Annotated in this window: 7 protein-coding genes; 6 read left to right on the top strand and 1 reads right to left on the bottom strand. The window is 75.0% G+C overall.

Annotated elements, in window-relative coordinates; genetic code table 11:
* Positions 1-64: 64 nt before the first annotated feature.
* A complete protein-coding gene (locus FDP22_RS13460) occupies positions 65-694 on the bottom strand; it encodes a DUF2270 domain-containing protein (RefSeq protein WP_239031945.1) in 630 nt (209 codons plus the stop codon).
* Between the two features lie 892 nt (positions 695-1,586).
* On the opposite strand from FDP22_RS13460, the gene ccoG reads away from it, so the two are divergent.
* The 6 genes from ccoG to FDP22_RS13430 all read left to right on the top strand — a co-directional run bounded on the left by ccoG (position 1,587) and on the right by FDP22_RS13430 (position 14,191).
* Positions 1,587-3,008, top strand: coding sequence for a cytochrome c oxidase accessory protein CcoG (ccoG, locus tag FDP22_RS13455; protein ID WP_138574391.1), 1,422 nt, complete (start codon positions 1,587-1,589; stop codon positions 3,006-3,008).
* Positions 3,005-3,469, top strand: a complete 465-nt coding sequence (locus tag FDP22_RS13450; protein ID WP_138574389.1) for a FixH family protein — start codon at positions 3,005-3,007, stop codon at positions 3,467-3,469. Before ccoG ends, FDP22_RS13450 begins: the two co-directional genes overlap by 4 nt.
* Positions 3,470-4,480: 1,011 nt before the next feature.
* Positions 4,481-6,727 carry a heavy metal translocating P-type ATPase gene (locus tag FDP22_RS13445; RefSeq protein ID WP_170317699.1) on the top strand — a complete coding sequence of 749 codons (2,247 nt, stop codon included), beginning with the start codon at positions 4,481-4,483 and terminating at the stop codon, positions 6,725-6,727.
* Positions 6,724-6,906: a cbb3-type cytochrome oxidase assembly protein CcoS gene (gene ccoS, locus FDP22_RS13440; protein WP_138574385.1), complete on the top strand. Its 183-nt coding sequence runs from the start codon at positions 6,724-6,726 to the stop codon at positions 6,904-6,906. The genes FDP22_RS13445 and ccoS overlap by 4 nt, the downstream gene beginning before the upstream one ends.
* Positions 6,907-7,486: 580 nt before the next feature.
* Positions 7,487-8,251 (top strand): sulfite exporter TauE/SafE family protein, encoded by a 765-nt coding sequence (locus tag FDP22_RS13435; RefSeq protein ID WP_138574383.1) that lies wholly within the window; start codon positions 7,487-7,489, stop codon positions 8,249-8,251.
* A 408-nt stretch (positions 8,252-8,659) separates the two neighbouring features.
* Positions 8,660-14,191 (top strand): alpha-2-macroglobulin family protein, encoded by a 5,532-nt coding sequence (locus FDP22_RS13430; RefSeq protein ID WP_138574381.1) that lies wholly within the window; start codon positions 8,660-8,662, stop codon positions 14,189-14,191.
* Positions 14,192-14,271: the final 80 nt, after the last annotated feature.

The raw sequence follows: 14,271 nt of genomic DNA, 5'->3' as shown, positions 1-14,271 counted from the left end.
CCCGCCACCTGGACTCCCGACAGGCCGGGCGGCCGGGCCAGCGGCACCTCAGGCCGCGGCCGCGTCAGCCCATGGAACCGCGACTGCGCTCGCCGCCGAACTTCCGCCGGTCCGCGGCGGCGGACCAGATGGCGATGCCGCACCAGGAGCCCACGTAGAGCAGGCCGAGCCCGATGATCACCACCCCGGGCACCGGCCCCACCGCCGCGCGGTCCCACAGCTGGCTCACGCTTTCCAGAGGCTTGGGGTGCACGGTGATCTTGCCCAGGAAGGCGAGCGACTGGATGATCAGGATCCACAGGTAGTTGCGCCGGATGCGGCGGCCGAAGGCGGTCATGAAGCTGATGTGATAGCCCGGCGCCCAGTAATCCTGCGCCAGCACCTCCTGCCAGTTCTCGTCGAGATGCAGGTTCCCGTCATGCAGCATGGGGGCGTAGAGATGCGTCTCCATCCAGCGCGACCGCGCCCGCCACACGTTGAAATAGAGGTAGCGCCGGGCCTCCAGCGCGAGGAAGAGCAGGATCAGCACGCCCACCAGCACCAGCGGCAGCGGCGAGGCCTCCGGCGCGGCGAAGGTGATGGAGAGCGCGACGCCCAGCGTGACGACGGACCAGTTCGTGGTGGTGTCCAGCCGGGTGCGCCAGGTGGTGGAGCGGTAGATCTCCGCGCGGTAGAGATGGGCGATGGCGCCCAGCTCCGCTGCGGTGAACTCACGCTGCCCGGACGGCCGGCGCGCCGGGCCTTCCTCCGCGCCGGGCGCGCCCCTTCCGGCACCCTGGGCCTGCGCGGCCGCCTCCGCAGTGGCCCCTGCCACGCCCCCGTCACCGGCAGGCACCCCCTGTGGCATGCCTGCCATGCCCTGGACCGACGTGCCGGGGGCCGCACCCGGTGCGGGCGTGTCGGGGATCCGGCCCGGCGCAAGGGCCCCGGGCGCTGCGCCGGGTGCCGATGAGCCGGGCACCGGGCCCGGTGTCGACAGGCCTCCCCCCGGGGCCGGCGCACCGGAGGCCGCGCCCGTTCCGCCCGAGGCTGCGGCAGGCGCCCCGGTGCCCGGGCTGTACACGGCCTCCCGGAACCTTGCCTGTGCGCCCGTTCCCGGTCCGTGATCCGCATGGCCCTGCGCCTCGGATGCACGCGCCTCGGATGTCTGCGCGCAGGATGCCAGCGCTTCGGGTGTCCGCGCTTCAAGTGTCTGCGCCCCGGATGCACGTGCTTCGGATGCCTGCGCCCCGGACCTCTGCGCCCCGGCTCCGCTTGCCTGCGTTCCGTGCGTGGACACCTCCCGCGCCCCGGCCGCACCGGCCTGCGTGCCGGGCCCGCTTTCCGGATGAGTGTCGGCCTGCTGCCCGCCCGGTCCCGGCCCCTCGGCCCTGTCTCTCTGCGCCCCCGGCCGTTCGATCATTGCCCGTATCCTCCCGGTTTGCGGGGCGTCGGGCCGCTGGCGGCGCGGCGCCCTTTGGTGGGGCTCAACCTAGCACGGATCGCCGGGCGGGCGAGGCGTCACGACACGGCGTGGTTGACCTCGATCAAGGAATTGCCCGGCCGGGCGGGATAGGAAGAGCCGTCACTCATCACAGGAGGTCCCGATGAGTCACGGTCCCGCCGGGGGCGTCGAGCCCCAACCCCTCTATGCCGCCCGCATCCCGATCTTTCCCAGGCGGGTGCATGGCTGGTTTCGAAATCTCAAGTGGTGGATCCTCGCGGTCACGCTCGGCATCTACTACATCACCCCCTGGATCCGCTGGGACAGGGGCCCGAACCTGCCTGACCAGGCGGTGCTGGTGGATCTCGCGAACCGGCGGTTCTACTTCTTCTGGATCGAGATCTGGCCGCAGGAATTCTACTATGTCGCGGGCCTGCTGATCATGGCCGGGCTGGGGCTGTTCCTGTTCACCTCTGCCCTGGGGCGGGTGTGGTGCGGCTACACCTGCCCGCAGACGGTCTGGACCGACCTGTTCATCCTGGTGGAGCGCTGGATCGAGGGCGATCGCAATGCCCGCATCCGCCTGCTCAGGCAGAAATGGGACGGGCGCAAAACCCGCCTCAGACTGACGAAATGGACGGTCTGGGCACTGATCGGCCTCGCCACCGGCGGGGCCTGGGTGTTCTATTTCGCCGATGCGCCGACGCTGGCGCATGACCTCGTCACCGGGGCGGCGCATCCGGTGGCCTACATCTCCGTCGCCCTGCTCACCGCCACCACCTTCACCTTCGGCGGCTTCATGCGCGAGCAGATCTGCATCTACATGTGCCCCTGGCCGCGCATCCAGGCCGCGATGATGGACGAGAACACCCTCACCGTGAGCTACCGCGAGTGGCGGGGCGAGCCGCGCGGCAAGAAGCACGAGAACACCACGGGTGACTGCATCGACTGCATGGGCTGCGTGAATGTCTGCCCCATGGGCATCGACATCCGCAACGGCCAGCAGCTCGAATGCATCACCTGCGCGCTGTGCGTCGACGCCTGCGACGAGGTGATGGACAGGATCGGCAAGCCGCGCGGGCTGATCGACTACGTCACCCTCGCCGATGACGAGGCGGCCGCGAAGGGCGCGCCCACCCCGCCGGTCTGGACGCGGATCGTGCGGCCGCGCACCCTGCTCTACACCACGCTCTGGGCCGGCATCGGCGTGGCGATGGTGGTGACGCTGGCGCTGCGCAGCTCGGTGGACCTTACCGTGGCGCATGACCGGAACCCGCTCTTCGTCACCCTCTCCTCCGGGGCGATCCGCAACGGCTACACCGTCAAGATCGCCAACCGTCACGGCGACACGCGCCGCTACGTGCTGGGGGTGCAGTCCGCCCTGCCGCTGGACTTGCAGGTCCAGGGCGAAGACGGCAGGCTGATCGAGGTCGGCCCCGACCAGATCCGCGAGATCCGCGTGTTCGTGAGCGCGGAACCCGGGGCGGGCGTGACCGGCGACGTGCCGATGGAGGTCTGGGTGGCGGAGCAGGACAGCCCCGCCCGCGCCCGCACCATGAGCTTCTTCAAGGGACCCGACGCATGACCAGACCGCTCACGGGCCGCATGGTGCTCGCCATCTTCGTCACCGGCTTCGGCATCATCATCGCGGTGAACGTGACGATGGCGATGCTGGCCACCGGCACCTTCCCCGGGCTGGTGGTGGAGAATTCCTACGTCGCCAGCCAGGAGTTCGACCGCAACCGCGCCGAGCAGGAGGCCCTGGGCTGGTCCGTGAGCCTCGCCCATGACGCGGGCGGCGTGGTGGCACGGATCACCGATGCCGCCGGCGTGCCGGTGCACGGTCTCGCCCTCACCGCCCATGCCGCGCGCCCCTCCACCGACCAGGGGGCGCAGGAGCTGGAGTTCATCGACGAAGGCGCCGCCTACCGCGCCCGCTTCGACCTGCCGCCCGGCCTGTGGCGGGTGAACCTCCACCTGCGCGGCGCCGCCGGCGCCACCTGGCAGGGCGAGGCCCGCGTCTTCGTGCCGGAGGATCGGGGATGAGCGACGCCCCCTGCACCTGCGCCACCCCCTGCGCCGCCCGCCGTCTGCGCGAAATGCTGCTGCCCGAGGCGCCCATCGGCCTGCCGGCCGACCCCGCACCTATCCCTCCGCACGGGCCTTCCGCCGCGCCGGTGGTCCCCCCGCCCGTCCAAGCGCCCGTCGTCCCGCACGGACCTTCCGCCGCGCAGTCATCCGCCACCCCGCCCGCGTCTTCCGCCGCGCAGCCACTCACCGCCCGGCAGGGGCCTTCCGCTTCTCAGCCACTCACCGCCGCACACCTGCCCGTGGCGCCCGGAATGGCCTTACCCGGCACCCCACATCTGCCCGTGGCGCCCGTGATGGCCAAACCCGACGCCCCGGCCCTGACCGGAAAACCGGGATGAGCGCCGCCCTTGCAACCACGCGGGCCTTCCGCATCCCGGCGGCACCGCCGGGCGCTGCCACGCTCCCGCCGGTCAAGCCTGCCGCAGGTCTCCGCACGCCCCGCGCTGCGGTGTCCCGATGCGTGTGGACGGCATCCCCCGACGCTGCGGCCCCGGATGCGTTCCGCGGCGCACCGGCCCCTCGCCGGGCCTGTCCAGCCGGGCGTCCGGGCGCTGCCACGCTCCTGCCTGCCGGACCTGCCGCCGTTCCGCACCTGCCGGGCGGCGCAGCGCCCGGATGTGGACGGACGGTGCCCCATACTGCCCCGACGTGGGATGCAGCCGCGTGCGCACCTGCCTTCCGCGCGGCCCGTCCGGCCGCGCTGCCGGGATCTGCCTCCCTCGCACCGGTGAGCCCTGTCGCCGACCCGCATGCACCAGGCGCTGCGACGCCCCGGTGTGGATGGACGGGGGCCCGCGCCGCTGCGAACCCGGTCGCGCCTCGCTGCGCGCCGGCCTTCCGGGGCGCCCGTCCGGCCTGGCTGGCCGCGCGGAAAGGCATTGCCGCGCCGGCGGGTGCGGAAGCTGCCATCGCCCGGCGAGCTCCGCGTGCGCGCGGGATGTCGCGCGGCAGGTCAGGACAGGGACGATGAGCACCGTCGGGTATGAGGCCGGCCCGGCGCCGGCGGCCTGTTGCCCCACCGGGGCCGCGCTCGACGTGGCCCGGGGCGGCTCGGCCGCCGCGCGCATGGCGCGGCCGGACGGCAAGGGCGGGTTCACGCTCGATCTGCTGGTGCCCGAAGCGCATTGCGCGGCCTGCATCGGCACCATCGAGCGCGGGCTGGGCCGGTTGCCCGGCGTGGCCTCGGCGCGGCTGAACCTGTCGCTGCACCGGCTGTCGGTGCGCTTCGATGCAGGGCGGATCGCGGCGGACGACATCCTCGCCGCCCTCGCCCGGCTGGGCTATTCCGCCCGCCCCTGCGACAGCGCCGCGATGGGCGAGCTCGCCTCCGACGCCCGGGGGCGCGACCTTGTCGCCCGGCTCGGCGTGGCCGGCTTCGCGGCGATGAACATCATGCTGCTCTCGGTGGCCGTCTGGTCCGGGGCGGACGGGGCCACGCGCGACCTGCTGCACTGGATCTCGGCGATGATCGCCCTGCCGGTGGTGATCTTCTCCGGCATGCCCTTCCACCGCTCGGCCTGGGCCGCGCTGCGCGCCGGGCGGCTGAACATGGACGTGCCGATCAGCCTCGCCATCCTGCTCGCCGCCGGGGTGTCGCTGTCGGAGACCGTCCAGGGCGGGGCGGAGGCCTATTTCGACGCCTCCGTGAGCCTCACCTTCTTCCTGCTGCTCGGCCGGGTGCTGGACCATCACACCCGCCGCGCCGCGCGTTCGGCCGCGGCGCAGCTCGCCACGCTCACCGCCCGCACCGCCCTGCTGGTGACGCCCGAGGGCCGCACCCATGTCCATGTCGAGGATTTGCGCCCGGGAGACCGCATCCTCGTCGCCCGCGGCGAGACCCTGCCGGCCGACGGCGTGGTGCTGGACGGCGTGAGCGAGATCGACCGCGCCATGGTCACCGGCGAGAGCGTTCCGGAGACCGCCGGGCCCGGCACCCCGGTGCACGCCGGGATGATGAACCTTGCCGCCGCCCTCACCGTTGAGGTTCGCGCCACCGGGGAGGCGACGCTCATCGCCGAGATCACCCGCATGGTCGCCGCCGCGGAGGCCGGGCGCAACCGCTACACGCGGCTGGCGGACCGCGCCGCGCGCATCTATGCGCCGGCGGTCCACCTCGCCGCGGCCGCGGTGTTCCTGGGCTGGCTCGCCACCGGGCTGCCGGTGCGCGAGGCGGTGATGATCGCGGCGGCGGTGCTCATCGTCACCTGCCCCTGCGCGCTGGGGCTCGCGGTGCCGGCAGTTCAAGCGGTGGTGAGCGGGCGGCTGTTCCGCGCCGCGGTCTACGTGAAGGACGGCTCCGCCCTCGAGCGCCTTGCGGAGGTCGACACCGTGGTGTTCGACAAGACCGGCACCCTCACCACCGGCCGCCCGGAGGTGCTCCTGCCCCCGCTCAGCCCGGAGCAGGCCGCCGCCGCGCGCTGCCTCGCCGAGGCCAGCCGCCACCCGTTCTCGCGCGCCCTTGCCGGCCATGTCGGGCTTGCCGCCCTCGCCGAGGCCGCGGCGCCCGCGGCGGTGGAGGCGCTCGCCGAGATCCCGGGCCAGGGTGTGGAGGCACGCGTGGCGGGCCGGCGCCTGCGCCTCGGCCGCGCCGCCTGGTGCGGGGTCGATGGCGGCGCGGGCTCCGAGGTCTGGCTCACCGGGCTGGGCGCGCCGGTGGTCTTCAGCTTCACCGACGCGCTGAAGCCCGACGCGGCGGAGACGATCTCCCGCCTCGCCGCGCGCGGGCTGCGGGTGCTGCTGCTGTCGGGTGACGCGCCGGAGGCGGTCGCCGCCGCTGCCGCGGCCACCGGGATCCCGCAGTGGCAGGCCCGCCTCACCCCGGCCGACAAGCTGCGCGCGCTCAGGGAGCTCGCGGCGAGCGGCGCGACGGTCGCGATGATCGGCGACGGGCTCAACGACGCGCCCGCGCTGGCCGCGGCGCATGTGTCGCTCTCCCCGGCCTCGGGCAGCGACATCGCCCGCATCGCCGCGGATTTCGTGATCCCGGAGACCGGGCTCGCCCCCGTCATGCTGTGCCTCGATCAGGCGCGCCTCGCCCGCCGCCGGGCGCTGGAGAACTTCGGCCTCGCGGCGGTCTACAACCTCGCCGCCGTGCCCCTCGCCGCCCTGGGCCTGGTCGATCCGCTCATCGCGGCGCTGGCTATGTCCGGCTCCTCCATCCTCGTCACCCTCAACGCCCTGCGGCCCGGGCGCGGCACCGGGGGGCGCCGATGACCATTCTCGCCCTGCTCATCCCGATCTCGCTGTTCCTCGGCCTCTGCGGCCTCGGCGCCTTCCTCTGGACCCTGCGCTCGGGCCAGTACCGCGATATCGAGGGCGACGCGCAGCGCATCCTGCTGCCTGACGACCCGGACCCCGTGATCGACGATCGCAACCGCAGCTCCCGCTCCTGACACCGCGCCGACGTCGCCCGGCCCCATGCCCGGCGCGCGGGCGCCGGTCAGCCGGCAGCCTGCACCGACCTTGGCACCGCCTCCCCCCGCGCCGCGCCGGCGGGCCAGCCCTGCGCCAGCATCGCACCGGCGTGCCGCTCCCCTCCGGCACACGCCCGCACTCTGCCGCATCCGCACTCTGCCGCCCCCGACAGCCCGCGCCCGACTGCCGAAGGCGCCGGTCCGAGCGTGTCCCGGCCCTGCCGGGGCACGGGAGTGAAGAGGCGTGGCCGGAACGGCCTCCTTCAGGCCCGGAGGGGGCGCGGGCGCCGCGCTTCCGCCGGGCGCGACGGCGCGCGCGCCATGCGGGCGCGACGGCGCGCGCGCCATGCGGGCGCGATGGCAGGTGCGTGCCATGCGGGCGCGGTGGCAGGCGCGTGCCATGCGGGCGCGGTGGTAGGTGCGCGCCATGCGGGCGCGACGGCGAGCGCTGGTTCCGGGCGGGCAGAAAGCCTTTGCCATCCCGCCTGCGCGGGAGTAGAGGGCGGGGGCCCCCGGGCCCGTCCGCGCGCCCTCCTTCCTGCCAGAGGCCCGCTGCCGGATGCCCGATCTCACGCTCATCGCCGAAATCCTGCTGGTCGCCCTGTGCCTTGCCGGCGGTGGCATCCTGAAGGGGGCCACGGGCGCCGGCGCGCCGCTGCTCGCCGTGCCCGCCATCGCGGCGATGTTCGACGTCCGGCTCGCGGTGATGGTGATGCTGGTGCCCAACCTGCTCACCAACCTGTGGCAGGCGTGGAGATACCGCGCCGCGCTTCCCGGCCGCGCGCTCATGCTGCCGTTGATGGGTGGCGGCGTGGCCGGGATCCTGCTGGGAACATGGGCGCTGCGCGACCTCCCGATGACGCTGCTGCCGCTCGCGGTCGCCGTGGCGGTGGCCGGCTATATCGGCCTGCGCCTCGCGCGGCCCGGCTGGGGGCTCACGCCGGGCCAGGGCATCCGCTTCGCCTTTCCCGCCGGCCTCGCCGCCGGGGTGCTTCAGGGGGCCACGGGCATTTCCGCGCCGGTGTCCATCACCTTCCTCTCCGCCCTGCGGCTGGGGCGGGTGCCCTTCATGGCCGGGATCTCGCTGTTCTTCTGCACCTTCACCGCGGTGCAGATCCCGGCCTTCTGGGCCGGCGGGCTGATGACCGGCATGGGATTGCTGGCCAGCGCCTGTGCGCTCCTGCCGATCATGCTCGCGATGCCGCTCGGTGCCCGGCTGGCGCGCCGCATCTCCCCGGCCACCTTCGAGCGGGTGCTTCTGGTGCTGCTCGGCACGCTCTCCGCGAAACTCGCCTTCGACGCGCTCTTTAGTCTGGCCGGCTGACGCGGGGCCAGCGGGCCGGCCCCTCCGCTCCCGGCCGGGCCATCCCCGTGACGCCACGCGCAGGATGCGCGGCGCGGTTCGCCCGGCGGCCCGCACCGCATCGGTCCGCCCGCCAGGCGGATCCTCCCGAACGGGTGGTCGAGGTCGCGGTGCACGCCGGGGCCGGGTGCCGGACGAACGCCCCGCAAGCCGCCACGCCCCGAACCGCCGGAAGGGCGGGCGGGCGCGCTGACCCCGTCAGGCATCTTCCCGCCTCCCCCCCGCAGGCGGTCCTCCCCCCATGCTCACCGCCAACGCGATCCCGGTTGCGCGCGCAACCCGGCACTCGCCGCACCGCGCGAACCTGCGCTATACTCCCCGCGCGACCCGCGCCGCACGACGGGTCGGCAGACCGGAAGGACCCTCACGATGCGCCTCATACCCGGCTTCGGCCCCTCGCGCGCCAGCTTCCACGCAGCCCCTGTCGACCTGCCGCGCGGCTCCGCCCCGCGGCGCGGGCGGGCGCGGCGGCTCCTTGCGCTGCTCGCGCTCATGGGCGGCCTTGCCCCCGGCCTCGCCGCAGCGCAGGACAGCGCGCCGGTGCCCGAGCGCCGCGCCGTGGCCACCAGCGGCACGGACTTTTACGGCGCCGACCTGCGCGCCATCCTCGACACCGAGCTGCGCTTCTGCGACAGCGCCTGCCGCGCCGACAGCGCCTGCACCGCCTTCACCTTCAACCGCTCCGCCTCCGCCTGCTTCCTGAAATCCGGCGAGGGGGAGTTGCGGCCCTTCCCCGGCGCGCTCTCGGCGCGGATCCTGCCGCCGGAGCCGGGCTGGGCGGAGACCGCCCGCATCCGCGCAGCCGAGCTCGCCTTCCTGCCCGCCGGCCTGCTCGACAGCGCCGCGGCCACGGCGCGCAGCCTGCCCTATGACTATCCCTCTCCGCCTGGCGCCGGCACGGACGGGCCGGCACCACGAGCCGCGGACACCGCGGCTGCCGCGCGGATCGCGGCGCGCGACGACACTCCGCAGGACTGGCTCGCCCTCGCCCGCGCCGCGGCACTGGCCGCCGAGCGCCCGGACGCGGACCGCTACGCGCTCACCCGCCTGTCGCTCGACGCTGCGGTGAACGCGGTGCTGCGCGCCGCCGATCCGGACATGGCCGCCACCGCGCTGGACGTGCTCGCGGCCCGGCTGGAGGAGGATGGCGACGGCAGCGCCAGCGTGCAGGCCCTGCGTCTCGCGCACAGTCTCTCCCCCGCGCCGGAGATCGCCTCGGCGCTGGAGCGGGCGCGCGCGCTCTTCGGGTTCCGCCTCCTCGACCAGGAGGTGGAGGCCGACAGCGCCGCCCCCCGGCTGTGCCTGCGCTTTTCCTCCGATCTGGTGCCGGCGGGGGTGGATTATGCTCCCTTCGTGCAGATGGACGGCCCGGCCCTGCCGGTGGAGCCGGAGGGTGCCCGCCTGTGCATCGAGGGGCTCGCCCATGGCCGGACCTACAGCCTCACCCTGCGCCGCGGCCTGCCGGCGCGCAGCGGCGAGACCCTGCGCGGTGCGCAGACCGTGGAGGCCTACATCCCCGACCGCTCCCCGGCCGTGCGCTTCCCCGCCCGCGCCTATGTGCTGCCGCGCGGCAGCGGGGCGGCCCTGCCGGTGATCACCGTGAACACCGACACCGTGCGCCTGCGCATCAGCCGGATCGCGGCGCGCGGGCTGGTCGAGACCCTGCGCAGCGGCCGCTTCCTCGGCGCGCTGGACGCCTGGGACGAGCGCAGCATCGCCGAGGACACCGGCGCCCTCGTCTGGGAGGGCGTGGGAGACGTGGCCCGGCGCGACAACGCGGAGGTGACCACCCTCCTGCCCCTCGGCGCGGCCCTGCCCGAGGTCCTGCCCGGTGTCTACCTGATGACCGCGCGCACCGGCGCGCAGGAGGCGGACTGGCAGAGCGCCGCCACGCAATGGTTCATCGTCACCGACATCGGCGTCGCCACGCTCACCGGGGCGGACGGGCTGCATGTCTTCGCCCGGTCGCTGGGCGCGGCAACCCCGCTCGGCGGGCTCACCGTCCGGCTGCTCGCGCGCAACAACAGCTTGCTGGGCAGCGCGGAGACCGACGCCTCGGGCAGCGCCCGCTTCGCCCCCGGCCTCATCCGCGGCACCGGCGGCATGGCGCCCGCCGCCGTGACCCTGGAAAGCGCGGAGGGCGATTTCGCCTTCCTCTCGCTCGCCGAGGCGCCGCTGGACCTGTCGGACCGCGGCGTGGCCGGACGCCCGGCGCCCGGCCCGGTGGACGTGTTCCTCTCCACCGAGCGTGGCGCCTACCGCCCCGGCGAGACGGTGCACGCCACGGTGCTGGCCCGCGACAGCCGCGCCCGCGCCCTGCCGGACCTGCCGCTGACCGCGATCCTCCAGCGGCCCGACGGCGTGGAGGCCGCGCGCAGCCTGCTCGCCCCCGGCGCCGCCGGCGGCCATGTCTTCACGCACGACCTCCCGGGCCAGGCGATGCGCGGCACCTGGACCCTGCGCATCCACGCGGACCCGGACACGCCGCCGCTGGCTGAAACCGCCTTCCTGGTGGAGGATTTCGAGCCGGAGCGGATCGGCTTCGACCTCGCCCTGCCCGAGGGCGCGCTCACCCCCGGCGCGCTGCCGCCGCTCACCGTCTCGGCGCGCTATCTCTACGGCGCGCCCGGCGCCGATCTCGACGTGGAGGGCGAGACCCTGCTCACCCGCACCGACCGGCTGGAGGCCTGGCCCGGCTACCGCTTCGGCCTGGCGGAGGAGACGCTGGAGGCGCGTGCCCGTCCGCTCGGCGCGGGGCTGCGCACCGGGGCGGACGGCAGCCTCACCCTCGCGCTGCCGATGCCGGAGGCGCCGCCGGTCTCCGGCCTGCTGTCGCTCACCGCGCGGCTGCGGCTGTCGGAACAGTCCGGCCGCCCGGTGGAGCGGGAGATCACCCGCGCGCTCCGCCCGGACGGGCCGCGCATCGGCGTGAAGCCGCTGTTCGACGGCTCCGTGGGCGAAGGCGGCACCGCGGCCTTCGAGGCCATCGCCCTCTCCCCGGGCCCCGACGGCACCTTGCAGCCCGCCGCGCTCACCGGGGTGAGTTGGACGCTCTCGCGCCTGCACGTGAGCTACCAGTGGTACCAGGACGGCGGCGACTGGCGCTACGAGACCGTCACCCGGCCCGAGCGGGTGACCGCGGGCACGCTGGACCTCGCCGCCGGCACGCCGGCGCGCATCGCAGCGCCGGTGGACTGGGGGCGCTACGCGCTCCGCCTCACCTCCGGCCGCGACATCGCGACCAGCGTCACCTTCTCCGCCGGCTGGAACGTGGCGGCGGCGGGGAGCGACACCCCGGACCGGCTGGAGGCCGCCCTGGACAAGGCCGAATACGCGGTGGGCGAGACCGCGCGCCTCCACCTCGTGCCGCGCAGCGCCGGAGAGGTGCTGGTGCAGGTGATCACCGACCGGCTGGTGGCGATGCAGGCCGTCAGCGTGACCGGGGAGGAGACCACGATCTCCCTGCCCGTCACCGATGACTGGGCGCCCGGCGCCTATGTCTCCGCCACGCTGATCCGCCCGGCGGATGCCGGCGCCGGGCGCAACCCCGCCCGGGCCATCGGCATCGGCTGGGCCGGCATCGCGCCGGGCGCGGGCAAGCTGGACGCCCGCTTCTCCTCGCCCGCCCAGGCCCGGCCGCGCGCGCCCTATGAGGCGGTGCTGCAGGTCTCCGGCATCGCCCCGGGCGAGACCGCCCATGCCACCATCGCCGCCGTGGACCTCGGCATCCTCACCCTCACCGGCTTCACCGCGCCGGACCCGCTGGCCCATTACCGCGGCCAGCGCCGGCTGGGGATGGAGATGCGCGACCTCTACGGCAGGCTCATCGACGGGCTGCACGGCGAAACCGGCGCGCTGCGCTCGGGCGGCGACAGCGCGCCCCGGCGCGGACAGGGCCCGGCGCCGACGCAGAAGCTGCTCGCCCTGTTCTCCGGCCCGCTGCAGGTGGGCGCGGACGGCACGCTGCGCCTGCCGCTGGACCTGCCGGCCTTCAACGGCACCCTGCGGCTGATGGCGGTGGTCTGGTCCGACAGCGGGGTGGGCGCGGCGCAGAGCGACGTGCTGGTGCGCGACCCGGTGGTGGTGAGCGCGGCGCTGCCGCGCTTCCTCGCGCCCGGGGATGACAGCCGGCTCGGCCTCACGCTCGCCCATGCCGCCGGCCCGGCCGGCGCGGTGACCGTCACGCTGGAGGCCACCGGCGTGGAGATCCCGGCCGCCGCGCGCAGCCGGAGCGTGCAGCTTGCCGGGGGCGGGCGCGCCACGCTCGACATTCCGCTCCACGCGGGCAGCGCCGGGCCGGGGCGCATCGACGTCACCCTCACCACGCCGGCGGGCGCGCGGCTCACCCGCAGCCTCGCCCTCGACATCCGCGCCAATGATCCGCCCATCGCCCGGCAGACCCGGGTGGAGATCCCGCCGGGCGGACGGCTGGAGATCGGCGCCGACGCCTTCGAGGGCATCGTGCCGGGCACCGGCTCGGCCACGCTGGCGCTGGGGCCGGTGGCGCGCTTCGACGTGCCGGGGCTGCTGATGGCGCTGAACCGCTATCCCTACGGCTGCACCGAGCAGCTCACCTCCGCCGCCCTGCCGCTGCTCTACCTCGCGGACATGGCCGCATCCGCCGGGATGGACAGCCCCGCCGCGCTCTCCGCGCGCATCGACGCCGCCATTGCCGGGGTACTGGCCAACCAGTCCGGCTCCGGCGCCTTCGGCCTGTGGAGCCCCGGCGCGGGCGACCTGTGGCTGGACGCCTACGTGACCGACTTCCTGTCGCGCGCGCGCCAGACCGGCCACGCGGTGTCCGACACCGCCTTCCGCATGGCGCTCGGCAACCTGCGCAACCGGGTGAGCTATGCGGGAGACTTCGAGCGCGGCGGCGAGGACATCGCCTACGCCCTCATGGTGCTCGCCCGTGAGGGCGCCGCGCCGACCGGCGACCTGCGCTACTACGCCGACACCCGTGCCGGCGCCTTCGCCACGCCGCTCGCCCTCGCCCAGCTTGCCACCGCGCTCGCCTATCACGGCGACCAGCCCCGGGCCGACGCGCTGTTCCGCCGGGCGGTGACCCTGCTCGGCCAGGACGCGGGCGGTGACGACACCCTGTGGCGGGCGGACTACGGCTCCCGGCGCCGCGACGCGGCCGGCGTGCTCGCCCTCGCCGCGGAGGTGCGCAGCGCCGTGGTGGACCTGCAGGCCCTCGCCCGCGAGGTGACCCGCCCCGGCCCGCTGGCCGACCGCTCGACCCAGGAGAATGCCTGGGCCCTGCTGGCGGCGCACGCGCTGCTCGCCCCGGGCGGACCGGAGGGGGCCCGGCTTGACGGCGCACCGCTCGACGGCCCGCCGATGCGCCGGATCCCCGCGCCCGCCGACGGTGGGCCCGCCACGGTCATCGGCAATGAGGGCTCCGCGCCGCTGTCTGCGGTCATCACCACCATCGGTGTGCCCTCCCAGCCCGAGCCCGCCGGCGGCAACGGCTACCGCATCGCCCGGGCCTACTACCATCTCGACGGCAGCCCGGCCGACGTTGCCTCCGTCGCGCGCTCCGACCGGCTGGTCGCCGTGCTCACCGTCACCCCCGAGCGCGACAGCGCCGCGCGCCTGATGATCGACGATCCGCTGCCCGCCGGCTTCGAGATCGACAACCCGGACCTGCTGCGCGCCGGCGACGTGGCCGGGCTGGACTGGCTGGGCCTTCCCGACACCGGCGCGCATGTGGAGATGCGCGCGGACCGCTTCCTCGCCGCGGTGGACTGGAGCGGCGACGCGCCGCTGCGCCTCGCCTACATCGTGCGCGCCGTGTCGCCGGGGGCGTTCCACCACCCCGCCGCCAGCGTGGAGGACATGTACCGCCCGGCCTACCGCGCCCGCACGCCGGCCGGCACGGTGACGGTGCGCCCGTGACAGGCGCCGATGCTCTCGGGACGAGCGGACGCCCTGCCCCGCCCGGACGCAGCCGGCGCCCTTCAGCGTCCGGCATCCTG

It is taken from the genome of Paroceanicella profunda (genome assembly GCF_005887635.2).
In the GTDB taxonomy this organism is placed as follows: Bacteria; Pseudomonadota; Alphaproteobacteria; order Rhodobacterales; family Rhodobacteraceae; genus Paroceanicella; species Paroceanicella profunda.
Note: the sequence above shows the minus strand (reverse complement) of the source record. Positions and strands in the feature narration are given on the sequence as shown.